The sequence below is a fragment of the Limimaricola soesokkakensis genome (genome assembly GCF_900172345.1).
GTDB classification, from domain to species: domain Bacteria; phylum Pseudomonadota; class Alphaproteobacteria; order Rhodobacterales; family Rhodobacteraceae; genus Limimaricola; species Limimaricola soesokkakensis.
This window is the reverse complement of sequence record NZ_FWFY01000001.1, coordinates 1-23085: the sequence shown is the minus strand read 5'-3', so window position 1 is coordinate 23085 and position 23085 is coordinate 1. Positions and strand designations below refer to the sequence as shown.

20 protein-coding genes are annotated in these 23085 nt (G+C 65.0%); 4 read left to right on the top strand and 16 right to left on the bottom strand.

Translation table 11 applies throughout. The annotated features are described in order from the left end of the window. Positions 1–216 precede the first annotated feature (216 nt). The 6 genes from LOS8367_RS00095 to LOS8367_RS00070 all read right to left on the bottom strand — a co-directional run bounded on the left by LOS8367_RS00095 (position 217) and on the right by LOS8367_RS00070 (position 7109). Complete coding sequence (locus tag LOS8367_RS00095) at positions 217–1347, bottom strand: CmpA/NrtA family ABC transporter substrate-binding protein (protein WP_085894416.1); 1131 nt, start codon at positions 1345–1347, stop codon at positions 217–219. Beyond that, complete coding sequence (locus LOS8367_RS00090) at positions 1344–1928, bottom strand: ANTAR domain-containing response regulator (RefSeq protein WP_085894877.1); 585 nt, start codon at positions 1926–1928, stop codon at positions 1344–1346. Before LOS8367_RS00090 ends, LOS8367_RS00095 begins: the two co-directional genes overlap by 4 nt. A 308-nt stretch (positions 1929–2236) precedes the next feature. Beyond that, positions 2237–2443, bottom strand: a complete 207-nt coding sequence (locus LOS8367_RS00085) for a cold-shock protein (protein WP_085894415.1) — start codon at positions 2441–2443, stop codon at positions 2237–2239. Positions 2444–2815: 372 nt separating this feature from the next. Next, positions 2816–4009 (bottom strand): glycosyltransferase family protein, encoded by a 1194-nt coding sequence (locus LOS8367_RS00080; protein ID WP_085894414.1) that lies wholly within the window; start codon positions 4007–4009, stop codon positions 2816–2818. A gap of 213 nt (positions 4010–4222) precedes the next feature. Next, the gene (locus tag LOS8367_RS00075; protein WP_085894413.1) at positions 4223–4552 is read right to left on the bottom strand and encodes a PilZ domain-containing protein; all 330 of its coding nucleotides are present in this window, start codon (positions 4550–4552) and stop codon (positions 4223–4225) included. Then, the gene (locus LOS8367_RS00070; protein ID WP_085894412.1) at positions 4539–7109 is read right to left on the bottom strand and encodes a putative bifunctional diguanylate cyclase/phosphodiesterase; all 2571 of its coding nucleotides are present in this window, start codon (positions 7107–7109) and stop codon (positions 4539–4541) included. The genes LOS8367_RS00075 and LOS8367_RS00070 overlap by 14 nt, the downstream gene beginning before the upstream one ends. Before the next feature lie 403 nt (positions 7110–7512). Between LOS8367_RS00070 and LOS8367_RS00065 the strand changes: the two genes are divergently transcribed. Next, positions 7513–8160, top strand: a complete 648-nt coding sequence (locus LOS8367_RS00065; RefSeq protein WP_085894411.1) for a DsbA family oxidoreductase — start codon at positions 7513–7515, stop codon at positions 8158–8160. A 32-nt stretch (positions 8161–8192) separates the two neighbouring features. On the opposite strand, the gene LOS8367_RS00060 is transcribed toward LOS8367_RS00065, so the two are convergent. Then, positions 8193–9113, bottom strand: a complete 921-nt coding sequence (locus LOS8367_RS00060) for a TatD family hydrolase (protein ID WP_085894410.1) — start codon at positions 9111–9113, stop codon at positions 8193–8195. Continuing rightward, positions 9113–9967 (bottom strand): EboA domain-containing protein, encoded by an 855-nt coding sequence (locus LOS8367_RS00055; RefSeq protein ID WP_133056272.1) that lies wholly within the window; start codon positions 9965–9967, stop codon positions 9113–9115. The genes LOS8367_RS00060 and LOS8367_RS00055 overlap by 1 nt, the downstream gene beginning before the upstream one ends. A gap of 82 nt (positions 9968–10049) precedes the next feature. Here LOS8367_RS00055 and LOS8367_RS00050 point away from each other — a divergent pair, with 82 nt between their 5' ends. Continuing rightward, complete coding sequence (locus LOS8367_RS00050) at positions 10050–11435, top strand: alkaline phosphatase family protein (protein ID WP_085894408.1); 1386 nt, start codon at positions 10050–10052, stop codon at positions 11433–11435. A 5-nt stretch (positions 11436–11440) separates the two neighbouring features. On the opposite strand, the gene LOS8367_RS00045 is transcribed toward LOS8367_RS00050, so the two are convergent. Genes LOS8367_RS00045 through LOS8367_RS00035 form a run of 3 tightly spaced genes read right to left on the bottom strand, consistent with a single transcriptional unit; the run spans position 11441 to position 14801 of the window. Beyond that, complete coding sequence (locus LOS8367_RS00045) at positions 11441–12292, bottom strand: UbiA family prenyltransferase (RefSeq protein ID WP_207569206.1); 852 nt, start codon at positions 12290–12292, stop codon at positions 11441–11443. Then, positions 12289–13461: a metabolite traffic protein EboE gene (gene eboE, locus LOS8367_RS00040; RefSeq protein WP_085894406.1), complete on the bottom strand. Its 1173-nt coding sequence runs from the start codon at positions 13459–13461 to the stop codon at positions 12289–12291. Before eboE ends, LOS8367_RS00045 begins: the two co-directional genes overlap by 4 nt. Then, the gene (locus LOS8367_RS00035) at positions 13458–14801 is read right to left on the bottom strand and encodes a 3-dehydroquinate synthase (protein ID WP_242665468.1); all 1344 of its coding nucleotides are present in this window, start codon (positions 14799–14801) and stop codon (positions 13458–13460) included. The genes eboE and LOS8367_RS00035 overlap by 4 nt, the downstream gene beginning before the upstream one ends. 433 nt (positions 14802–15234) lie before the next feature. Between LOS8367_RS00035 and LOS8367_RS00030 the strand changes: the two genes are divergently transcribed. Next, a complete protein-coding gene (locus tag LOS8367_RS00030) occupies positions 15235–16443 on the top strand; it encodes a calcium-binding protein (protein WP_085894404.1) in 1209 nt (402 codons plus the stop codon). 105 nt (positions 16444–16548) lie between these two features. On the opposite strand, the gene LOS8367_RS00025 is transcribed toward LOS8367_RS00030, so the two are convergent. The 4 genes from LOS8367_RS00025 to LOS8367_RS00010 are packed head-to-tail and all read right to left on the bottom strand — an operon-like array spanning position 16549 to position 20486. Then, positions 16549–17280, bottom strand: a complete 732-nt coding sequence (locus LOS8367_RS00025; protein WP_085894403.1) for a proteasome-type protease — start codon at positions 17278–17280, stop codon at positions 16549–16551. After that, on the bottom strand, positions 17277–18092 hold the full coding sequence (locus LOS8367_RS00020; RefSeq protein WP_085894402.1) for a transglutaminase family protein: 816 nt from the start codon (positions 18090–18092) through the stop codon (positions 17277–17279). The genes LOS8367_RS00025 and LOS8367_RS00020 overlap by 4 nt, the downstream gene beginning before the upstream one ends. Before the next feature lie 28 nt (positions 18093–18120). Then, entirely contained in the window at positions 18121–19065 is a 945-nt protein-coding gene (locus LOS8367_RS00015) for an alpha-E domain-containing protein (RefSeq protein ID WP_085894401.1), read from the bottom strand. Continuing rightward, positions 19062–20486, bottom strand: a complete 1425-nt coding sequence (locus LOS8367_RS00010; RefSeq protein WP_085894400.1) for a circularly permuted type 2 ATP-grasp protein — start codon at positions 20484–20486, stop codon at positions 19062–19064. Before LOS8367_RS00010 ends, LOS8367_RS00015 begins: the two co-directional genes overlap by 4 nt. A 280-nt stretch (positions 20487–20766) precedes the next feature. Here LOS8367_RS00010 and LOS8367_RS18930 point away from each other — a divergent pair, with 280 nt between their 5' ends. Continuing rightward, complete coding sequence (locus LOS8367_RS18930) at positions 20767–20922, top strand: hypothetical protein (RefSeq protein ID WP_165761354.1); 156 nt, start codon at positions 20767–20769, stop codon at positions 20920–20922. 88 nt (positions 20923–21010) lie between these two features. On the opposite strand, the gene LOS8367_RS00005 is transcribed toward LOS8367_RS18930, so the two are convergent. Further along, positions 21011–23085 (bottom strand): calcium-binding protein (locus tag LOS8367_RS00005; RefSeq protein ID WP_278247953.1); only part of this gene is annotated, 2075 nt, incomplete at its 5' end.

The window sequence follows — 23085 nt, the reverse complement described above, 5'->3', positions numbered from 1 at the left end:
AAACAAAAATAGCCGCCGACACATCGCGCGACGGGTGTCGCGAAACGGTCGAGCGGCTTTGCTCCAGATCGCCCAGTCACTGGGAGAAGTCGGTCGGTCAGGCGCCATTGCCTGCCCTACATCCCGATTTGACCGCCCCGCCCTTGTTGCCGCAAGGGCATTGCCGCACTGCGGCAGGACGGAAACGGGGCTGTCGCGGGTTTGACTAAACTTTGGTCACTCGACGCGCGAAGTGTCAAAAACGCGACTGTCGAAGAACCGGCCTCGCTGCAGGCCGGGGGCCGTGTCCCGCGACTCGGCCGAGGGCATGGCGGCGCCGGTGCCCGCGAGCATCTGGCAATAGAGATCACCGCGAAACACCCCTCGCGCGGCACGCTCCGCGCTTTCCAAATCCAGCCCGGCCCGCCGCGCCAACCGCCGCCCGATCCAGGCGGCTTGGTCGCCCCATGGGAATCCGGCCCGGTCAGGGTCGAACGCGACCAGCCGCTCGACGCGGCGCGCATCGCCACGGGCCGAGACGGTCATCCGTCCCGACAGGGCCCGATCGACCACCTCGGCGGGCATGTCGAGATATTCGGGCCGGGCCAGCATTTCGGCCGCAGCGGTGCGGCTGCCGGGCTGGGCGAGCCAGCGCCCGGCGCGCCACAGCGCCCGTATGAGCGGCGTGAAGCGCGCGGGTTCCGCCTCGCCCGCGCGCATGGCCAGCACCTTCTCGGGCGCCGCGTCCCAGATCGCGCAGCCCGGAAGCAGCAGCTCTCCGGTGCCGGTCTCGACCGCGATCGAGCCCCAAGGCTCGCCCACGCAGAAGGCGTCGATCTCTCCCGCGCCGATCGCCTCGGCCATCAGCGGCGGCGGCACGGTGCGGATCTCGACCCCGGCTTCGGGTGCGGCCGGCAGCGCGGCGAACCAATAACGGATCAGCTCGGCATGCATGGAAAAGGGGAACGGCACGCCGATCCTGAGCCCCGGCCCTGCCGCATCCAGGAGCGCCGTCCCAGCGGCGCGGGCATCCCGGAAGTCGAAACCGTAGCCCTGTCCGCGCATTCGTGATGCAAGCGCGCGGCTGACGCCGATCACGTTGCCGTTGACCGACAGCACGGAGAGCGCGTGGATCGGCGCCCCGGCCCCCCCCAGCCCCAGCGCCGTCGCCACCGGCACCGCCGACAGCATATGCGCCGCATCCACTGCACCGAAGGCCAGCATGTCGCGCGAGGCGGACCATGAGGGCGCACGGTGCAGGGTAATCGCCACACCCTCGGCCCGGGCGAACCCCATCTCACGCGCCACGATCACCGGCGCGGCATCGACCAGCGGCGTGAAGCCGACCGAAAGCACGGGCAAGTTCATGATAGCAACCCCGCCGCGGTCACCAGCGCTTCGGCGACATCGGCGACGCGCCGCCCCTGATCCATCGCGGTGCGGCGCAGCAGCGCGTAGGCTTCGCCCTCGTCGATGCCCCGCGCCTTCATCAGGAGCCCCTTGGCCCGGTCGATCACCTTGCGCTCCTCGAGCGCGCGGCGCGTCGCGGCCAGTTCGGTGCGCATCTGCCGGAACATCTGGAACCGGGCCATCGCCGCGTCCAGCACCGGCTTGAGGCGCTCGGCCCGCAGCCCGTCGACCACATAGGCCGAGACGCCCGCCTCGATCGCCGCGCGGGTCAGCCCCTGCTCGCTTCGATCGACAAACATCGCGACCGGTCGTTCCAGCGGGCCGGAGGCCAACGCCAGCTCCTCGAGCGTGTCGCGCGATGGGTCGGCGATGTCGATCAGCACGATGTCGGGATCCGCCTGACCGATCCGTCGGGCCAGCCCGGTCGTTTCGCGGATGACAAGGATCTCGTGATCGCCCGCGGCGCACAGGCTCTCGACGATCAGGCGCGCCCGCTCCTGATCCGGCTCGACCACCACGATGCTCAGCCTGACGCTCATGAGCCGGGCATCAACGACGTGCAGCCAAGGGACAAGGTCCATCGTGCGGCAGGGCCGCATCGCGGGGAGCGAGAAATCTCAGTGCTTAGAATTCAGGCATTCCGGTGAAGCGTCGCCCTATGCGCAGGCAAGTCCGGGTCGGGGCATTCCAAGAACGATCTGCTCAGCCAGACCCTGCGCGACTTCCGGTGGGGACCTGTTCCCTGGGCCGTGTGGCACGTGCAGCAGATGGGACAAACGAAAACGCCCCCTCCGCGGCAGCGGAGGAGGCGTTTCCGGAACAGGCGCCGAAGCGCCCGCTCTTCAACTCAGGCGAGCTGCAGGTTGATAGCCGACTCGCGACCATCACGGCCGGTCTCGATGTCGAAGCTAACTTTCTGGTCGTCGCGCAGGCCGGTCAGGCCCGACCGCTCAACGGCGGAGATGTGGACGAAGACGTCCTTGCTGCCGCCATCGGGAGCGATGAAGCCGAAGCCTTTGGTGGTGTTGAACCATTTCACGGTGCCAGTGGCCATCGTGAGATCTCCTATCATGCGCTGCCCGCGGAAATGCGGCAGCCTGGCTTGGTCAGTGTCGCAACGAGGGGAACTGCAGCCGATGATGGAGAACAGTGGTCGAGGGAATAACGTTCGCATCCCCCGTATGACGACATCCTGCTTCCGAAGCAAGATGTTTCGATGAAGCCACCCTTCGCGCAGCGGATATTCGCTCGTCATCCTGTGCTGACCGATCCATGCGACATTCCTGACGCCTGTCACTTTACCGCTCCTGATCGGGGCACGCTACAAATCTGCCGTCAGCCTAGACAGAAATGCCGCACACGGTTCGACCTGCCCGCCCCTCCCATGAGCAGCAGTCCCCGTCGGTTGAGCCGAGGTGGGCCGCCTTCAGGCGGCTGCGATGGGAAGCCCGGCCCGGCGCAGGGCCGAGAGCAGAAGCTCGACGGTAGCGTCGCTTTCGAGACAGCGACGCAGTTCGCGCTCCGCCCGGCTGGCGATCGCTTCGGCGGCCGCAGGGTCGGACAGGTAGCGGTCGCAGATCTCGCCCAGATCGGAGAAGTCCCACGCGCAGGGCACGTATGTCTCATGGGGGCGAAACAGGTCCGGTGCCGTGCGAAGATGCCCCATGTCCGGCTTGATCAGCAGGGCGCCGCAGAGCATGACCTCGAAATCGCGCCAGCAGATCTCGCCGAATCCGAAGGGGCTGACCGAGATCCGGCTGCGCAGCATCTCGTCGTAATAGACCGGTTGCGGAACGCGGGTTTCGGGCGCGTGAACCTTGTAACGCTCGTCGAGCGCGCGGATCGCCTCGATCGCGGGGCCGCGCAGGGCTTCGATCCAGCTGCCATCCGGGATCATGGCGCGGCAGGAAATATCGATGTCGCGCGGCCGTTCGATCCGTGGCCTGGCGGCCAACGTGGCGATGACATCATCGAAAGCGATATTCCAGCCCAGCGAGATACGGGGCACCAGCGCCGGATCGAGCCCGTCGCTGCTCGGGGTGATATCATTGCTGAAATCCGCCTTGCCGAGCTTGGCAACGTGATCGGTCAGATTGGTCTTGCCGATCCTCGGCTCCAGATAGCGTTCGGGCTCGGCAAAGACATGCTTCTTGAGCCAGACATCGCATTCGGCCAGAACCTCGGGGAACACCACACCCAGATCGTCATCGCCATCGAAATAGATGAGCGGTCGACCTCGTGGCAGCGTATGGCGGAGCTGACTTGCGATCTGCGCTGCCGTCTCGCGCGGGGTATCGAAGCCGAGCTTGAGCCCCAGCGCGTCGCATTCCGGCAGCTTTGAAGCAGCCAACGCCTGATCGAGTGGCATCCTCCGAAGCACGAGCCCGGCAGCTCGCCTCAGCCTTCCCGCATGCCGCATCAGTGGTGCGATCTGCTGCTCGCTGGTGTAGGAGCTGCCATCGGTGACAATGAGAAGTCGCACCCGTGGTGGGCCACCGATGCGCTGCCCGGCACCGGCCCGCACCTCGTGCAACCAAGTTGCAGCCGCGCTGTAGCGCCATCGACGCGATACCCCCTGCCCGCCCCTTACCAATGCGCGTTCGAAGGCTGCCGCGTCCATATCTGTCCTCCTCTGCTGATGCTGGCGCCATTCGAAAGAGGCTCTGCCGGAAGTGGTAGCGCCTAGTTCGAACGGGTTAAGCCCTATACAAAAGAACTAGTGCTAAAGTCGAATGCTTGCGCAATCATGTCGAGGATGCAGGGACGAGGGCAACCGGGCGGACGCGGGAGACATCGCGCCGTCCGGATCTCGTCATTCCGGCAGAAGCCGTGATCAACGAAGCTCGTGAAATCCGTGGTTGCCCCACTTTCCCCGGGGCGACGCGCCGTCGGCGATCGTGGCCCCCATGGTCTGCAGATCGGCCACGGACAAGGGCTCAAGGAAGTGCACACCGGTCTGCTTTTCATTGGACCAGACCACCTTGGCCGGAATCTTGAGGTGCAACAGGCAGATAAGCACCAGCCTGTCGGGCTCCATTTGTGACAGCTGTCCCAGCCGCGCGCCCGTGGCGCTCACATTGATGAGCCGGGCGCGCTGGATCTCCTTGCCATATACCACCCTCAGTTCCCTGTCGGTGGCAAAACGGGGCTCACGGTATCGCATGATGAATCTTCGACCTTTCGGTGACCGAGGCAGTTTCGGCCGCGGCCAAGGAATAGGAAGAGACCGGCGCGGAGGCAACGGCTACTTGGTCGGGGGATGCTGAGGAGAACTGCCAAGCCGACGATCCGATCCGGCCAAGCAGCGCCAAGACCTCGTCCGTGTGGACCGCAGGGCTGAAGTAATAGCCCTGCACCTCGGTGCAGCCCTCGCGGCGCAGTTTCTCGAGCTGGTCCAACGTCTCGACGCCTTCGGCGGTCGTGGCCATGCCAAGGCTTGCCCCCATGCTTGAGATCGCCCGCACGATGGCCTCGGCATCGTCGTGATGCACCACGTCCTTAATGAAAGAACGGTCGATCTTGATCTTGTCGAAGGGGAAGGTGCGGAGGTAGCTCAGCGAGCTGTAGCCGGTACCGAAATCATCCATCGAGATCCGGACACCGATCGCGCGCAGCCGCTTCAGGATCGACAGCGTCAGCTCGGTATGGCGCAGCAGCACCGTTTCGGTGATCTCCAGTTCGAGACGCTCGGGCGCAAGCCCGGAGGCCTTAAGCGCGGCCTCCACTTCGGAGATGAGCGCCATCGACCGGAACTGCACCGGCGACAGGTTGACCGCGACGCGCACCCCGTCGGGCCACTGCGCCGCCATCCGGCAGGCCTCGTGCAGTACCCAAGCGCCAAGCTGGGTGATCAGCCCGATCTCCTCGGCCAGCGGCACGAATTCACCGGGGGATACCGCGCCCCGGGTTTCGTGGCGCCAGCGCAGAAGCGCCTCGAAGCAGCTGACCTTGCCGGTCTCGAGGTTGATGATCGGCTGGTAGTGGAGCTCCAGCTCGTTCTTCGCGAAGGCCGCCCGCAGATCCAGCTCGAGGGCGCGCCGCTCCTGCATTCGCGCATCCATCGCCTTCTCGAAGAAACGGTAGGTGCCGCGGCCTTCGGACTTGGCGCGGTAGAGCGCGAGATCGGCAGCCTTCACCAGCTTGTCGGCGCTCCGGCCATCCGAGGGGGCAAGGGCGATGCCGATGCAGCTGCCGATGACGATCTGGTGTCCGTCGATCTCGTAGGGCTCGCTCAGCGCGTGGACGAGGCGGTCGGCGAGCTGGCCGGTCTCCTCGACCGAGGCGACGTTCTTCTCGATGATCGCGAACTCGTCGCCGCTGAGCCGCGCCACCACGCTGGACTGGCGCAGGGCGCCCTGCAGGCGTTTGCCGACCTGCTTGAGTAGCGCGTCGCCCACCGGGTGGCCCAGCGTGTCGTTGACAGCCTTGAAGTGGTCGAGGTCGAGGCAGAGCACCGCAAGCTGCTGACCACGCGGCGCCTGCAGGAGCGCCTCTTCCAGTTTCTGGCGGAAGCTGAGCCGATTGGGCAGGCCGGTCAGGTTGTCATGCATCGCCATGTGCTCGATCTTGGCCTCGGTGCGCTTGCGCTCGGTGACATCCTCGAAGGTGGCCACCCAGCCGCCCTCTGGCATCGGCACCCGCACGACCGAGATGACCCGCCCCCCCGTGAGGGATTCGAGCGAATGCAGCGGCCGTGAGGTCCGGTTCGACCGGGTCAGGGTCTTCTCGATTTCCTTGATCCGTTGGCCCGAGTAGTTGCCCGCATCCCGGCACGCCTGCAGCACCTCGCTGATATGCATGCCTTCGGTCAAGGCACCCGTGGGCAGCCCGTAGATTTCCTCGACCCGCCGATTGCTCATCACCAGGCGATGCGTGCCGTCGAACAGGCACAGCCCCTGCGCCATGCTCTCCAATGCGGCGTCGAGCTGGTTTCGGCGGGTCATGATCTGTGCGTTGGACTGCGCGAGAAGCGCCTGAAACCGGTTCGCGAGGCTGCCGATCTCGTCGCGGCGCTCGAGCACGGTGCGGGGCATTCGCGAGAGGTTGCCGGTTTCCTGAATCCGCTCCACCGCCCGGGCCAGCGAGCCGATCGGACGCAGCACCAGCCGCTGCATGGCGAGACCGGTAAGCAGCATCACCGCCAGCGCGGCGGCAAAGCCGATCATCGCCGAGCGCAGGGTGGAGGTCATCACACCCGCGCGCAGGTGCCAGTGATCCCAGGCGATGCTGATGGCGCCGATCACGTCGCGGCCGCTCTGGTCACGCACCGGCGCCGAAACGAGCAGCAGATCGCCTTGCCGGCCCTCCTGCACCTCGCCCTGCTCCATCGCCGCGAGCGCCATGTCGTCGAGTTGCTGGGTCGCGACCTGCGGCCCGTTCGCCATCTCGTAGCTCGGCAGGCCACGGCCGCCGGTTTCGGACACGCGCAGCATCCTGATCCGGGCCGCCTCATGCGTCTCGCCGCCCTGCCCGAAGACGAGATCCGAATAGATGCTTTCGAGATAGCTCTCGTCACCGGCCTCGATGCCTGCCCGTGCCTGCCCGGCCGCCAGCATCGTCTGGTTGCGGCTCGCGGCCTCGGCAAGCTCGACGAGCGCGCCGAGCTTGGACGAACTCAGATGCAGGATCATCAGGCTGAACGACAGACCGAGTCCGAGCATCAGGGCTGCGAGAACCTTGAACCGCAGCGAGCGCGAGAAGGCGGGGAAATCGAATGCCATGTGACCAACGCTCCTCGGATCGGGACAGGATGATTGCGAATTGGCTCGACCGGATTGCGGCCGACTTGACGCTTCACATGCAATGAACAATGGGGCGGAAAGTTGACGCATCCTGCACAACGATGAGCCCTGCCAGCGTTTGTCGCGAAAATGCCCATGCGCGGCGCGATCACCAATGAAAGGAAACGTTGCAGGGGCATTGAGACAGGCAAGCGAGCTTCCCTACCGAGGCTCGCCAAAACTCAATATCGAGTGATCGCTCAACTACGCTCTTGCAGCGGGGCCTGAGGTTGTCATCTGCGCTAGTGACAGCGTCGGCACTGCCGACTTCGACCCATTCCCACCGGCTATGTGCCGCTTGCTTTTCGCGGCCTATCACTGGCGACACCATCAAGGATCCGACATGCCCACCCAACCGCTCCGTATCGATATCGTCTCCGACGTGGTCTGCCCTTGGTGCGTCATTGGCTACCGCCAACTGGCACGTGCCCTCGAGGCGACCGGCATGGCGCATGAAATTCACTGGCATCCGTTCGAGCTCAATCCCGACATGGCGGCTGAAGGCCAGAACATGCGCGAGCACATCATGGAGAAATACGGCAGCACGCCGGAGCAATCGGAAGAGAGTCGCATCCGCATGGCCGATCTCGGCGCCGAACTCGGTTTCGAGTTCCGCTGGTCCGAGGATATGCGGATGCACAATACGTTCGATGTTCACCAGCTGCTGCATTGGGCCGAAAGCCAAGGCCGCATGCATGATCTGAAGCAGGCGCTTTTCGCGGCCCATTTCACCCATCGGCGCAATCTTTCCGACCAGACCGTTCTGGCTGAGATTGCCGGGGAGATCGGCCTCGATCGCACGGAGGCGCTTGCCGTGCTGGATGAACAGCGCTTCGCAGCCGAAGTACGCGCGGCGGAAACGCATTGGCTGCGCCAAGGCATCCGTGGCGTGCCGGCGATGATCTTCGACAAGCGCCATCTCGTGACCGGCGCCCAAGGGGTCGAAAACTATACCCGCATCTTGGAGCAACTGGCCGAAATGCGCGGCTGAGCCCGGACCAGACGCGAAAGCGTCTGAGTGCCTTACTCGATGATCAGGCCGCCCCGTCGCGTCCCGGCCGTATCCCCGATAACCGGCTCGCGCCCGCCTCTAAGGATCGAGTTGTCGTTGAACAGGGTGCGCTGGTCGATCTGCGGCGGGTCGAGCCAGTCACTCTCGTGCATCTGCCCGCTCTGCCCATAGGCAGCGAGCGCGTTGCCGTAGCAGACCTTGCGCACGGTCTCTTCGGGGATACCGCTTTGCAAAGCCAGCTGCGCGGTCTTCGGTACGCCGAGCGGGTCGGAGATCCCCCAGTCGCAGGCGCTGTCGACGATGATCCGCTCGCCACCATATTGCTTCAGCAGCTCCACCATCCGACGGTTGCCCATCTTGGTCGAGGGATAGATCGAGAAGCCGGCCCAGTAGCCGCGCTGCAGGGTCTCTGCTACGGTCTCCTCGTTATTGTGGTCGATCACCACCATCGAGGGATCGAGGCCATGCTCCTCGATGACGTCCATCGAACGGGAGGTGCCGCGCTTCTTGTCGCGATGCGGCGTGTGCACCATCACGGGCAGGTGCAGTTCCTTGGCCAGTTCGAGCTGCGCCCGGAAATACTTGTCCTCGAGAGGGGTCTGCTCGTCATAGCCGATCTCGCCGATCGCCACGACGCCTTCCTTAAGCGCGAAGCGCGGCAGCCAGTCCATCACGCCTTCCGCCAACTCCTCGTTGTTGGCCTCCTTGGAATTGAGCCCGATGGTGCAGTAGTGCCGGATGCCGAACTGCCCGGCGCGAAACCGCTCCCACCCGACGATCGAAGACAGGTAGTCGACATAGGTGCCGACGAAGGTGCGAGGCTGGCCGGTCCAGAAGGCGGGCTCGATCAGCGCCACGATGCCGGCCGCCGCCATCGCCTCGTAATCATCGGTGGTGCGGCTGATCATGTGGGCATGCGGGTCGATATACATCAGGCGGCCTCCTCCAGGCGATTCCAGTCCAGGCGCCCGGCCGCGATCTCCTCGGCCTCGGCCCTGCCCTCCAGCAGCTGTCGCGCCTCGGGTGCGGGCGAGGCTGCGAGCGCCAGCGCAGCGCCGCGCGCGCCTGCCCCGCCCTCGGACAGCGCGCGCTCCAGATCGGAGAGCGCCGCCTCGTCCTGCGCATAGGGCCCGACGCAGCGCCACAGCTCCGGCGTGACGGTACGGCCGGCCGCCCAGCGTTCATGGGCGTATTCGCGCAAGATCCGCGCCAGCTCGGAATTGGCGCGTTCGTCCAGACCGATGATCGGTGCCAGCCGGCTGCCGACGAAGAGCGCCTTGAGGATCATGTGGTTCCAACGGTGCTCGTCGAAATGATCTCGGGGAAAGGGATTGTCATGGGCGATCGCCTCGAAGACCGGCTTGAGGTTCGAGCGCAGCCCTTCGCCCACTTCGAAATGCAGCGTCTCCGGTTCGGGATAGAGCGGCAGACCGCGATAGAGCGCGATCATCTCTGCCACGTCCGAAGTCCGGCGCAGATCCTTGAACCGGTCGGCAAATGGCCGCTGCCCCGCATGCACCAATAGCGCGAGTACGCGAGCGGCTCCGTCAAGGCTCCAACCATCGATCCGCCAGCCCGGCCGGGCTGCCTCGGCGGCCTCAAGCTCCGCGGCGGTCGGTACCAGATCGGCCTTGCCCAGTCGTCGGGGCGCCAGCCCAAGGAAAATGTGCAGGTCGCGCTCGGGCGCCCCCCTTCGAAGCGCTTCTAGGATCTCTTCGACCCACCCTGCTTCGCTTCCTGCACGTGTCAGTACGATGTCCCTCAGGACCGCATCCGCTGTCGGCATGAACGCCCTCCCAGTCCACCCTGTCACGATATAGAAGGCCGGAACTGTTGCAACGTTTTAGCCGGCACCGCATGGTGCTCGCATGAAAAAGACGCTGGTGATCCTCGTTGTCGGCCTCGCTCCGCATCTGGTGGGACGCGACACGCCGCATCTCAAGAAACTGGCCGAGCGGGGCGCCTTGCGGCCGCTCGACACGGTGACGCCCGCCGTCACCTGCACGGCACAGGCAACGCTTCTCACCGGGCTCATGCCGTCCTATCACGGCGTGGTAGCGAATGGCTGGTACTTCCGCGATCTGCGGGAAATCATGCTTTGGCGGCAGCCCAACAATCTCGTGGAAGGCGAGAAGGTCTGGGAAGCTGGGCGCAAGAGGAACCCAGATTTCACCTGTGCCAAGATGTTCTGGTGGTACAACATGTACTCCAGCGCCGATTGGTCGGCGACACCGCGGCCGATGTATCCGGCGGATGGCCGCAAGATACCGGATCACTATGCCTTCCCGCCGGAACTGCATGACGAACTGGATGCGGCGCTGGGGCCGTTTCCCCTGTTCAAGTTCTGGGGCCCGCTGGCGGACATCACCTCTTCGGAGTGGATTGCCAAGGCGACGCTGCACGTGATGCAGACCCGGGACCCGACCTTGACCCTGACCTATCTGCCGCATCTCGACTACAACCTGCAGCGGCTCGGCCCGGATCTGGACCACCCGCGTCTTCGGGCCGATCTGCACGAAGTCGACGCGCTGTGCGGCGAGTTGATCGACGAGGCAGACCGGACCGGGCGGCGTATCATCGTCGTGTCGGAATACGGAATCACCAAGGCCACGGATGCGGTTCATATCAACCGTGCCCTGCGAGAGGCCGGCCTTCTTGCGGTCCGCCGCGAGGAGCATGGCCGCGAGACCCTCGATTGCGGCGCGAGTACCGCCTTCGCCATGGCCGACCACCAGATCGCCCATGTGCATGTAGAGGATGCCGCGCGCATTCGAGAGGTGAAGGCCCTGATCGAGAGCCTGGACGGGGTCGAACAGGTCTGGGATGCCGAGGGCAAGCGCGCGCATGGGCTGGACCACCCCCGCTCGGGTGAACTGGTCGCGGTGTCGAAGCCGGATCGCTGGTTCAGCTATTACTACTGGCTCGACCCGGACAGGGCGCCAGACTTCGCCCGCACCGTCGATATCCATCGCAAACCGGGCTACGATCCGGTCGAGCTCTTCGTCGATCCCGAGATCCGCCACCCCAGGCTCACAGCGGCGATGAAGTTGGCAAAGCGCAAGGCGGGCTTCCGGCAGCTTCTGGACATCATCTCGCCTTCGGCCACGCATCTCGTGAAGGGGACGCATGGACGGATCACGGACGATCCCGATGAAGGGCCCCTGGTGATTTCCTCGGAGCCGGACGCGCTACCCGATGGGCGGGTCGCGGCCACCGATTTCAAATCGCTGGTCCTGCGTCACGTCTTCGACTGAGGGTCTCAGGTGCCGGGCACGATCCGCTGCAGCAGCATGGTCAGCCCGCACCCCGCCACTGCCAAGATCGCCAGTCCCGGCGCGCCAACCGCTGCCAACAGCGCCGCGTCATAGAGCGACATGCCGGCGATCAGCGTCACGACCGCCTTCGGCACGTCGCCCTTGGCGCGGCGGAACAGGCGGCGGAGCGCCACCGCCATCAGTGCCGCGAGGCCGAGGCAGATCGCCAGCGCCAAGGCATTGCCCCAAGCCAGAACCAGCGCCACCAGCAGCGGAAACGCTAGCACGGCCAAGGGCCAAGCCCGATCGAGACGGTCATAGGCCTCCTGCTTCGCCGCATAGGTCAGGCCGACCACATAGGCAAAGAGACCGAACGCTGCGACCAGCACCAGCCAAGGCAGCGCCCCGAGCGCCAAGGCGGCGAAGACATAGCACAGGAAGCGCGTCGCCCCCATGATGACCGGGCTCGACACCGTCCGCTTGTGCAGCCAGTCATAGAGCAGCACCGTCGCCGCGAGTGCCAGAGCCGCCGCTCCTGCAGCCGGGCCGAAGCCGAAGCCGCCGACGATCCCAAGCGCCAGCAGCGCACCTCCGATGGCAAAGACCGCCACTCGACCGATCTCGCCCGCGGGGATGGGTCGCGTGCTACGTTCCCTTGCATCGATTTCGGCGTCGAAGGCGTCGTTCAGCCACATGCCGCCGATATAGAACAGGCTGAGGATCGCCGCCGTGGCCAGAACGGTCCCGCCGGGCAGCGTCGCCCCGACAGCCAACACCGCGGCGGCAAGCGCGTTCGTCCAGACGGTCGGCAGGTTCGAAACCCGGCCAAGTCGCAGGATGGTCGCGACGCGCGTCATGCCAGCCGCTCCGACACCCAGCGCAACTCGCGCAGCACAGCCTCCTCCATGCGTTCGCGCCGCAGCCGCTCGGGCAGCACGTTCCAGCTATAGGTCTCGACTTCCAGATGCGGCGAGATCGGCTGATGGCGATGCAGGCGCAGGATCTCATCGAGGAAATCGCGCGTGCTCTCGAAGGCCCCAAGGTCCTTTAGAAAGATCGGGACGTGGAAATGCACGCGCCATTCCTCGCCATCCGCCTCGGCGCCGCGCGCCAGTGCCTCCGGGAGATCCGTCAAACGCTTAAGGGAGCCGTCGCCACGACGGCTGACCACCTGGTGCAGATAGGTGGGCTCGGCGAAACTCGACAGGGCCTCACGCGTCTGCGGCGTCACCTCAGCGACCCGAAGCGCCGCGCTGAGCTGCAGCTTATGCACCGGCACGCCAGCCCGCCGCAGCATCTCGAGGCTTCCGGCCGGATCCTCGAACTCCACGGCGGCGTGGCAGACGTCGTAGCACAGCCCGATATAGCGAGGCAGCGCCGCGCGTGCCGCATCGCGTTCGAGATCGGTCATTGCCGCCAGCCGCTCGGCCGCCGAGTCCGACAGCAAGTGGTCGCGAAAAAAGGCTGCGGTTTCCTCGATCGTCTCGAACATGCAGGCTGGTTCCGGCTCGATCGCCAGCGCGACCCGGACACCGGTCCGCCGTTCCAGATCCACCATATGCGCCACTGCGCGCAGGTAGTTATCCGCGACCGCGCCCTCCTGCCCCTCCGACAGGGTGCGCAGACAGCCCGGCACGGTGCTCAGGCTCACCAGCGGCTCGGAGGGCGCGATCTCGGCCATGAGATCGGCCAGCTCGCAGGTATAGGCCAGCCGCTCCTCTTCGCGCCAATCCGGACGATAGACGTCTTCCTTCACACGGGTGCCGTGAAAACGGCCATAGGGAAAGCCGTTCACGGTGACGGCCCGCAATCGCTCGCGTTTGAGGATGGTCTTGAGGTCTTCGCGCGCTTCGGTGGCACGCAGGTCGTGCAGAGCCTGCCCAGAAAAGCGTAGGCCCACAGGAAAATCCCCATCCCCCGCGATCCCGTCGCGCACCTGCAGAACAGGTCCGAGCAAGGCCGCGCGCACCTCCTCCCAGGTTTCGGTCGGATGGATGTTGAGACAGTAGGTCAGCTCCTGCTTCATGCCTGCGCCTCACGGCGCGCCAGCCAATCGAGCGCCTGCCGTACGAGATCCGGATCGATTTGATGCAACTCGATGCCGGAACCCAGCTCTTCGAGCAGCGTCACGGTCAGTTCTCCGCCCAGATGCTGGCGGAACTCGTCGAGGCCCGCCAGCAGGGCCGGCTGGCCATTCGCTCCGGGCAGAACCAACCCGGGATGAAACAAGGTAAAGCCCAACCGCTCGAGAAGCGCCGCGACCCTTTCCTCGGCGCCGGCGGGCAGCAGCCCGGCCAATACCGAATAGCGGGTATCGAGGGCGATGCCGATGGCCACGGCTTCGCCGTGATTGACCGTATGCCCGCTCAGCGTTTCGAGCTTATGCGCGGCCCAGTGACCGAAATCGAGCGGGCGGGCCGACCCCCTTTCGAACGGGTCGCCACCATGGGCGATCTGCGCCATGTGCAGTTCCGCGCAGCGCCGGACCATCCACTCCTCGGCGTCACGCTCGAATGCCCTCAGACGGTCGGCATTCGCCTCGAGCCAAGCGAAGAAACCCCCGTCGCGGATCAGCGCGACTTTCACTGCTTCGGCGATACCGGCGATACGCTCGCGCCGAGGCAAATGCTGGAGGAAGTCGAAATCATTCACGACGGCCCATGGTGGAGCGAAGGTGCCTGTGAAGTTCTTGTAGCCATCGAGATTGACCGCGTTCTTCACGCCTACCCCGGAGTCGTTCTGCGACAGGACCGTGGTGGGAACGCGGATCAGCCTTACGCCGCGATGGGCCACCGCCGCGCCAAGCCCGACTGCATCGAGCATCGCGCCGCCGCCAATGGCGACCACGCAGGAATGCCGATCGATACAATGCCGATAAACAGCCCGCTGTACGGCCTCGACATGCGTCCCGTCCCTCTTGATCGCCTCGCCTCCCGGAACGATGACAATTTCTCCGGCGAGGCTCACGCCGCTGGTACGCGCGAACCATTGCGCGATGCGGGCGGTGATCGTGGGCTGCGCCGCGACGACACCGCTATCGACGAAGACGAGACACCGATGGGTCTTGTCGGGCTCCGCATGGCCGATGGCATTGGCGAGGACGCGGTTCTCAGGGTTGAAAATATCGCGGGCGAAGACCACCGGGTATTCGAAGGGAACCGAGAAACGTTGCCAGTGCACCTGATCGCTCACCTCTGCCGGACGTTCTGTCCGGGCCCTCACCGGGGTCGCGCCGTCGAGGCGCGGCAGGACGCCATCACGCAGCCCCTGCACACAGATATCCATCGAGGCCACAACACAACCCTCCCGATCACTCATACCGAAGATACTGGCCTCATGCTGGCACTGCCCACCGCGCCGAAGCAAGAAGTTTCGCGGACTCGTTGCGCATGTCCGAAAGGACCGGGGCAACTGCGGAAACGGAAGTCGAGGGTCTGCGAATGTTGAGAGGTCGACCTCTCTATTTCCTCGGCCAGAGCAGAAGGTCGGCTGAGAATGACGCCCTCCAAGGCAAAGTCCGTCCGGCTGCAAGAGTTTGGCGCTCTTACAGCGGCAAGCCCCTTGATCGACCGCCGCGCCCTGAACCACGCAGCAAAAATGTCCAATCAACTCCGCTAACTGCCATGTGATGAAACTTTCGGGACCGCCGGGCGTGTATGCAGGGTCAACTTCTGGTGGCGAAACTATTCGCACCTTGTAACAGGGAGGAGAGCCTGTGGCTCATCTTGATAGTTCCTACGGATCCTTTGAAACGTTCCTGCGAGGTTCCGAAGGAACTTGGGCCGTCGACCTGACGGCGTTGAACAATTCCGGCGTCTATGGCAGCGCCATCGTTTCGCTCGGCCAGGCCGAGGATACGCCCTATATCAACGTGGCAATCCTGGCCGAAAATCTGACGCCCGATATGGCCCATGCCCAGCACATCCACGGCGTGTTCGACGACGAGGGCAACCCCGCCAATTCACGGACCCCGACGCTGCCGGACGATGCCGACGGCGACGGCTTCGTCGAAGTGCTCGAGGGGGTGCCGGCCTATGGTGATATCCTGCTGTCGCTAACCGGTACCGATGGCATGAGCCCGATGGCCGATTCCCAGGGCCAGCTCTCCTATATCCAGAGCTTCGACCTGACCGACATGGATAATCTGAAAAGCCCGGTCACTGACAGGCAGTATGACATGGAGGACCTGATGCCGTTGGTGCTGCGCGAGATCGTGCTGCACGGGCAGAACGTCGATGGCGGCTATGGCGAAGGCACCGACGGCGAGATCAACGGCGAGCAGGATGGCTATGTCGGCATCCTGCCGGTCGCGGCCGGCGAGATCATGGAGATCGATCTCGAGCAGGCCCTCGACCTGCTCGCCGGGCAGCGCGCCTCGGCCAGCGGCAAATTCGGACTGAGCGCATCGGATGACGTCTTCAATGCCGGTGCCGGCGACGATGTCGTGAAGGGCTTCAAGGGCAACGACGTGCTCGATGGCGGGGCCGATAACGACGTGTTGCGCGGCTTTGCCGGCGATGACCGGCTGGATGGCGGAACCGGGGACGACCTTCTGGCCGGTGGCGCAGGTGCGGACGTTCTTGCCGGCGGCAAAGGCAACGACACGCTGAACGGCAAGGCCGGCGCCGATATTCTCATCGGCAACCAGCAGCGTGACACGCTGAATGGCGGCGCGGGCGACGATAACCTTCTCGGCAATCTGGGACGCGATACGCTCGACGGTGGTGATGGCGCCGACATCCTGAACGGCGGGCGGCACAACGACGTGCTGACCGGCGGCGACGGGGCGGACATCTTCGCGTTCCGCAGCCAGAGAGATGGCGACGATATCATCACCGATTTCGAGGACGGGTCGGACCTGCTCGACTTCACCCGGACGTCTCTGGAGTTCGAGGATCTGACCATCGAGAACCAAGGCGACGATGCCGTGATCAGCTATGGCAACTCACAGATCACGCTTCTCGGGATCGATGCGGGCGCGATCGATCGCGACGATTTCCTGATCTGATCGCCTCGGTACCAACGCGACATGGGCCGCCCAAGGGCGGCCCATTTTGCTATATCTCGGTGTGTGCTGGACCCTGCCCCACTCGAGCCGGGTCAAGCCGCCGTTCTAAAGCTCGACGTCGGGCAGCTGCTCGAACGCCGCGCGGAGCGCCTCGCTCCAGCCTTCCGAGATGGCGTGGTATTGCGGGTCGTCCGCCTCGATCCGCAGCGTCTTGCCGGGCTGAAAGCTGTCCGTCTCGTAGATCTGAAGATCAAGCGGCAGTCCGACCGAGAGGTTCGCCTTGATGGTCGAATCGTAGCTGACCATCAAGAGCTTCACCGCCGCGGCAAAACTCATCGCAGGGTCGAAGGCACGCACCAGGATCGGGCGGCCATACTTGGTCTCGCCGCTCTGGAACCAAGGCATGTCGTCGCCCGCCTCGATGAAATTGCCCTCCGGGTAGATCAGGAACAGCCGCGGCGCGCTGCCGCGCACTTGGCCCCCGAGGATCAGGGTTGCGCCGAAGGTGCCTGCATCCGCGTTCATCTGCCCGGCGCCTGCGCGCGCGATCTCCTCCTTGAGCAGGTCGCCCACCATCCGGGCCACCACGAACATCGAAGGCTGACCGAGGATCGAGGGGCTGCGCTCCCCCGGGGATTTCAGCCGCTCGTTAATCAGGCTGACTACCGCTTGGGTAGTGGCGAGGTTGCCGGCCGTCAGCAGGGTGATCGAGGATTCCCCGTCGGACCAGCTGAACATCTTGCGGCAGCTCGAGATGTTGTCGACCCCGGCATTGGTGCGGGTGTCCGACATGAAGACCAGGCCCCGATCGAGCCTGAGGGCGACACAGTAGGTCATTGCGAGTCCGTTTCAGCCTGACGCACCTCGATCGCGACCGAGAGTTCCTCGCGGGCGGTGCCGAAGCGAAAGCCATTTACCGGCGCTGCCTCGGTGTAGTCCAGCCCCGTCGCCACGCGCACGTAGCGCGCATCCGGGGAGATCGCGTTCGAGACATCAAAGCCGACCCAGCCGAGATCGGGCACATGCGCCTCGGCCCAGGCATGCGTCGCCTCCTGCGAAACCTGTCCCTCCATCATCAGGTAGCCCGAGACATAGCGCGCCGGGATCGCCATGAGGCGCGCGCAGGTGATGAACACATGCGCATGATCTTGGCAGACTCCGGCCCCGGCCTCGAGCGCGTCCTCGGCGGTGGTCGCCACGTTCGAGCTTCCGGTTTGGTATTGTACCGCATCGGCCACGGCCGAGGACAGGGTGTGCAGCCGCTCCAGCGGCGCGTTGCCGGCCCGCAGCCCCGACACCAGCTTGCGGCAGCGTGCGCCGGGCCGGGTCAGCGGCGTGGACCGCTCGAACAGCCAGAGCGGCATGTAGCCCGCATGCGGTCCATGCACGCCGGCCCTATCTTCGATTTCCAATTCGCCCTCCGACAGCACGCTGATCTCTCGCGCGCCCGGCGTGACCGAGACGAGCTCGACCTTGTTGGCGTGCTGATCCTCGAAGCTCAGCTCTTTCTGACCGCCGGTGACTGTATTGCTCCAGCGCAGCACGCGCTGCGCCCCGCCCGGCTTGGGCGTCAGCCGCAGCTGCTGCAGCGCGTAATCGACCGGCGCGTCGAAGCTGTAGGTGGTGCGGTGCGAAATGCTCAGACGCATGGGTGCGCTCCTGCGACGGCATGAGGGGTCATCGGTAGAACCTGTAATCGATCTCGATCTGCTGGCTCAGATGCGCGAGGCAGTGCTGCACCTCCATCAGGAACTCGTGCAGCCCGTTTTCGAAGATCGTGTCGATCGACCGCCCGAGCAGCCTCTGGTTCAGCCTCTCGGCGATCTCGTGTGAGGGCAGGCGCGTGCCGTAATCCGCCGCGAGATAACCGAGGTTTTCCTCGAGCTTGTGGGCGCAGAAGGCGAGGCTGCGCGGCATGGCGCGGTCATGGATGATGAACTCCGCGATCTCGCGCGGGCGCAGTTGCTGACCGTAGCGCATCTGGAAGGCGCCCACTCCCGAGACGCTGCGCAGGATTGTCTCCCATTGCACGTCGTCGAGCCGTGAGCCCACCGCCGTCGCGGAGGGCAGCAGCACGAAGTACTTCACGTCGAGGATGCGCGCGGTGCAGTCCGCACGTTCGCTGAACATCCCCAGCCGGCAGAAATCATAGATGTCGTTCCGCAGCATCGTGCCATGTGTGGCGCCGCGCACAAAGGCGGCGCGCTGCCGGATCAGTGCCAGCACGTCCTGCAGGTCGCGGTCATGCACCTTGCGGCGCATCGCGGCGCAAAGCGTCATCCAAGCCTCGTTCACCGCTTCCCAGACCTCGCGGGTGAGCGCGGTGCGCACGACGCGGGCGTTGTCACGCGCGGCCTTGACCACCGACAGCACCGAGGACGGGTTGTCCGGGTCGCGCAGCATCCAGTCCAGCGCAAGGTCGCGCGTCACCTCGCCATGCTTGGCGACATAGCCGGCATGTGTCGCCGCCGCCTGCAGGATGCTGCCCCATTCGTCGTCATCCGACGACCGGGTGAGCGCAATGCGCTGGCCCACCTCGATCATCCGGGCCGTGTTCTCCGAACGCTCCAGATGCCGGAACATCCAGTAGAGCCCGCCGGCCGTCTTGCCCAGCGTCGTCATTGTTCGAGCACCCAGGTGTCCTTGGTGCCGCCGCCCTGGCTCGAATTGACGACCAGCGACCCCTTCTTGAGCGCCACGCGGGTCAGCCCGCCCGGCGTGATCGACACGCCTTCGGGCGAGACCAGCACGAAGGGACGCAGGTCGACATGGCGCGGCGCGAGGCCGGCGCGGGTAAAGATCGGCACGGTCGAAAGCGACAGCGTCGGCTGCGCGATGTAATTGCCGGGTCGCGCCTTGAGCTTGTCGCGGAACGCCGAAAGCTCCTTCTTGGAGGCGGTCGGGCCGATCAGCATGCCGTAGCCGCCGGAGCCGTGCACCTCCTTGACCACCAGCTCGGACAGGTTGTCGAGCACGTAGGACAGCGCCTCGGGCTCGGCGCAGCGCCAGGTCGGCACGTTCTTCAAGAGTGCCTTCTCGCCGGTATAGAACTCGACGATTTCCGGCATGTAGGAATAGATCGCCTTGTCATCGGCGATGCCGGTGCCGGGGGCGTTGGCCAAGGTGATCCGGCCGGCGCGGTAGACATCCATGATGCCCGGCACGCCGAGCGCACTGTCCGGATTGAAGTTGAGCGGGTCGATCCAGTCGTCATCGACACGCCGGTAGAGCACGTCGATCGGCTGGTAGCCCTGGGTGGTCCGCATGGCCACGCGGCCGTCGACGACCCGCAGGTCCTGCCCCTCGACCAGTTCGACCCCCATCTTGTCGGCGAGGAAGCTGTGCTCGTAATAGGCCGAATTGTAGCTGCCCGGCGTCATCACCCCCACCACCGGCCGGCCATTGCTCGAGTTTGGCGCGCAGGCGCAGAGCGAGCGGTGCAGCATCGCCGGGTAGGATGAGACCGGCCGCACCCGGGTCTTCATGAACAACTCGGGGAACATGTGCAGCATGGTCTCGCGGTTCTCGAGCATGTAGCTCACCCCCGAGGGCGTGCGGGCATTGTCCTCGAGCACGTAGAACTCGTCCTCGCCGGTGCGCACCAGATCGGTGCCGACGATATGGGTGTAGACCCCGCCGGGCGGGTCGACCCCGATCATCTGCGGCAGGAAGGCGGCGTTGCGCTCGATGGCCTCGATCGGCACCCGCCCGGCGCGGATGATCTCCTGCCGGTGATAGATGTCGTGCAAGAAGGCGTTGATCGCGCGCACCCGCTGCTCGATGCCCCGCGACAGCCGGTCCCATTCGCGCCCTGCGATGACCCGGGGAACGATATCGAAGGGGATCAGCCTCTCGGCCGCGTCCCGGGCGCCATAGACGTTGAACGTGATACCGGTGAGACGGAACAAATCTTCCGCATCTCGCGCCTTGCGGCGCAACCGCCCGGCATCCTCCTGCTGCAACCACTCGTTAATCGGTACATACGGATCCCGGAGCACGGTCTCATGCCCCCACATCTCGTCAAAACTGCTGCTCTTGCTCATGGGACGAGAGTAGCCCGACTTCGGCAGCCCAAGTGGAGCAGAAAGAGCGAAACGAGGCACTAGACCAGTGCGGCCACGATAGATCGCCCAGATATTAAGCAGCCCGCGCAGCAATGGCGCGGTATTGCTCGATTTTCAGGCATTTAGACTTTCAGTTCTGCGCTGATTTCGAGCTTTGCGGTTCCTCCTTATGGCCGGTTCCCATGCATGAAGGCCCCGACTCCCGGAGCCGGACGCCGGACCGGGTGGCGCGCAGCGGGCGTGTCACCGAGCTGCGGAAATGGAGCTGGAGCCGCATGCGTGGTTCGAGAGTGTCGAGATCGCGATACAGGAGGCGGCCAACCGCAAGCCCGCGAGCTACGTCCGCAACATCTTCAAATACTGCGTCTCCTACCGGCTGCTGGCCGATCTGGAGGCAAAGGCGCGCTTGGCATAGGGGGCGACAGCGCCAATGCGACATGGCCAATCCTAGCCCGACCGGCCTATGCCGGCTTCGGCCAGCCCCGCGAACCGACCCCGATCGACTAGCCCAGCTCGACCCAGCTGCCGCTCTCGCGGGCATAGGTGGTGTCGTCGAATTCCAACCGCTCCATGCCGATCAGCACATCACGATCCTTGTCGATGGTGACGATCACCTGCTTGCCCAGCTTTACGCCGAAGTCATCGAAATCGCCGTCGAAAACGACCGTATCGCGCCCCTTGCCACCGACAAGCTTGTCGTTGCCGAGATCGAAGATGAAGGTGTCGCTTCCGCCCCCGCCCAGCACCTTGTCGTTGCCGGCGCCACCGTCGAGCATGTCCTTGCCGCCACCGCCCACGAGCTTGTCATTGGCCGCGCCGCCCGACATCTTGTCGCTGCCTTTTCCCCCTAGCAGCTTGTCCCGGCCGGCACCGCCATCGAGCTTGTCGCCGCCGCCGCCGCCGATGAGCTTGTCTCGGCCATCATCGCCAACGAGAACATTCCTGCGACCATCGCCGGCGAGGACGTCATTGTGCGTGCTGCCATGGAGGTTCTCGATCTTCAGCAGCCGGTCGCCCTCGGCATCCCCGCCGGACCCGCTGCGCTTGGCCAGGTTCACCGTCACGCCCGCATCCGAGGCGTGGTAGTCGGCCCAGTCCTTGCCGCCTCGACCATTGAGGATATCGGCACCATCGCCTCCAATGAGCAGGTTGCCACCCTTGCTGCCGAGGAGCTTGTCATCCCCCTCGGAGCCGATCACGCCTTCCATGCTCTTGAACTTGTCGCCGCGGGCTTCGCCCCCCTTACCCACGCCCTTCTGCAGGTTGACGGTAACGCCCTTGATGGAGTCGCTGTAGTCGAGCGTGTCGAAGCCCTTGCCGCCCAAGAGCATGTCGGCACCCTTGCCGCCGGCAAGGATGTCAGCGCCGTTCCGGCCGGCAAGCGTATCCTTGCCCCCAAGTCCAAGGATCAAACCATTGGTCTTTGAATCCTTGAGCGTTTCGCTGGCATTGCTGCCTTCCATCACCTTGGCCACGGCCGATAGCCGGCCTTCGGCCACGTCCTGCACCGCGATCTGGAATTCCTGGGTCAGGCTTCGGCCGTTCGAACCCGTCCCGGTGATGGCAAGGTCAATGCTATGGGCCTCCTCGAAATCGAGGCTGGTCTTGGCCTTCAGTTTCAACAGGCCGTCCACCACCTGAAAACGACTGTCCGAGACGGAGAACTTATATGCGTCGTCGTCTTCCAGACCGATGAGAGAAAGCTGGCCAACCACGGCGCCGGTCGTGTTTTCGGCCACCTCATTGGAAGACAGGGCAATATCCGTGGGCTCATCGAGGATTTCGCTGATCTGGATCGCGTTGATCTTTGGGTTCTGATTGTCGCGGATGAAGGCGAGGTTCAGCTGGTCGTCGACGGCCGTGTAGATCAGCTCGCGCGTCAGCACCGTGCCGAGGAAGGGCTGTTTCTGCGCGCTCGTGGCCGAGCTCGGCGGCAGCGCCTGCCCCATCGCCGCCGCGGCCTCGACCAGCGGGTTGAGATCGGCGAACTCGGCGAAGGCCGTGCCGTCCACCGTCACGTCGAAGATCCGGTCGCTGCTCGGGAGATTGAACGCGCCGGGCCAGTTCTCGGTGTAGAGCAGCGTGATCTTGTAGGTCGCACCCGCGGCCACGTCGAAATTGTAGGTCAGCGGCTCCTGACCTTCCGCCGGTCCCTTGCTCTTGTCGAAGCGCTCGTGGACGAAAAGCTGCCAGGGCGCGTAACCCTCGACCTCGGTGTCGATGTAATCGACCTCGTCCGCCGCGTCGGTTATCGTGGCTGAATACACGTCGTCCGCATCGCCGGTGACGGAAACCGGCCCGCTGGCATCCTCGAGCGCCAGATCGCCGGTCCAGGCCGGGCCGCCATCGATCGCGGCGACGTCGGTGCTCCCGGCGTTGACGCGGTAGAGGATGGTCTCGGCAAGTTCCGGACCCTTGGCCTCGATTTTCAGTTCGTTGAAATCGACGGTCGTGAGGGTGTCTGCGGCGACGTCTTCGGCGATGAGGCCGATGGCGGCGCCGGAGGTCTGGCCGGCGATCTGGTGGGCGCCGGTGAGCACGTCGCGCAGCACGCCCTGCGGCAGGACGAAGCCGTTCA

Bases quoted from the DNA above. Each gene is read 5' to 3' on its own strand.
- LOS8367_RS00095 (WP_085894416.1), bottom strand. From the start codon at position 1,347: ATGAACTTGCCCGTGCTTTCGGTCGGCTTCACGCCGCTGGTCGATGCC.
- LOS8367_RS00090 (WP_085894877.1), bottom strand. From the start codon at position 1,928: ATGAGCGTCAGGCTGAGCATCGTGGTGGTCGAGCCGGATCAGGAGCGG.
- LOS8367_RS00085 (WP_085894415.1), bottom strand. From the start codon at position 2,443: ATGGCCACTGGCACCGTGAAATGGTTCAACACCACCAAAGGCTTCGGC.
- LOS8367_RS00080 (WP_085894414.1), bottom strand. From the start codon at position 4,009: ATGGACGCGGCAGCCTTCGAACGCGCATTGGTAAGGGGCGGGCAGGGG.
- LOS8367_RS00075 (WP_085894413.1), bottom strand. From the start codon at position 4,552: ATGCGATACCGTGAGCCCCGTTTTGCCACCGACAGGGAACTGAGGGTG.
- LOS8367_RS00070 (WP_085894412.1), bottom strand. From the start codon at position 7,109: ATGGCATTCGATTTCCCCGCCTTCTCGCGCTCGCTGCGGTTCAAGGTT.
- LOS8367_RS00065 (WP_085894411.1), top strand. From the start codon at position 7,513: ATGCCCACCCAACCGCTCCGTATCGATATCGTCTCCGACGTGGTCTGC.
- LOS8367_RS00060 (WP_085894410.1), bottom strand. From the start codon at position 9,113: ATGTATATCGACCCGCATGCCCACATGATCAGCCGCACCACCGATGAT.
- LOS8367_RS00055 (WP_133056272.1), bottom strand. From the start codon at position 9,967: ATGCCGACAGCGGATGCGGTCCTGAGGGACATCGTACTGACACGTGCA.
- LOS8367_RS00050 (WP_085894408.1), top strand. From the start codon at position 10,050: ATGAAAAAGACGCTGGTGATCCTCGTTGTCGGCCTCGCTCCGCATCTG.
- LOS8367_RS00045 (WP_207569206.1), bottom strand. From the start codon at position 12,292: ATGACGCGCGTCGCGACCATCCTGCGACTTGGCCGGGTTTCGAACCTG.
- eboE (WP_085894406.1), bottom strand. From the start codon at position 13,461: ATGAAGCAGGAGCTGACCTACTGTCTCAACATCCATCCGACCGAAACC.
- LOS8367_RS00025 (WP_085894403.1), bottom strand. From the start codon at position 17,280: ATGACCTACTGTGTCGCCCTCAGGCTCGATCGGGGCCTGGTCTTCATG.
- LOS8367_RS00020 (WP_085894402.1), bottom strand. From the start codon at position 18,092: ATGCGTCTGAGCATTTCGCACCGCACCACCTACAGCTTCGACGCGCCG.
- LOS8367_RS00015 (WP_085894401.1), bottom strand. From the start codon at position 19,065: ATGACGACGCTGGGCAAGACGGCCGGCGGGCTCTACTGGATGTTCCGG.
- LOS8367_RS00010 (WP_085894400.1), bottom strand. From the start codon at position 20,486: ATGAGCAAGAGCAGCAGTTTTGACGAGATGTGGGGGCATGAGACCGTG.
- LOS8367_RS18930 (WP_165761354.1), top strand. From the start codon at position 20,767: ATGGAGCTGGAGCCGCATGCGTGGTTCGAGAGTGTCGAGATCGCGATA.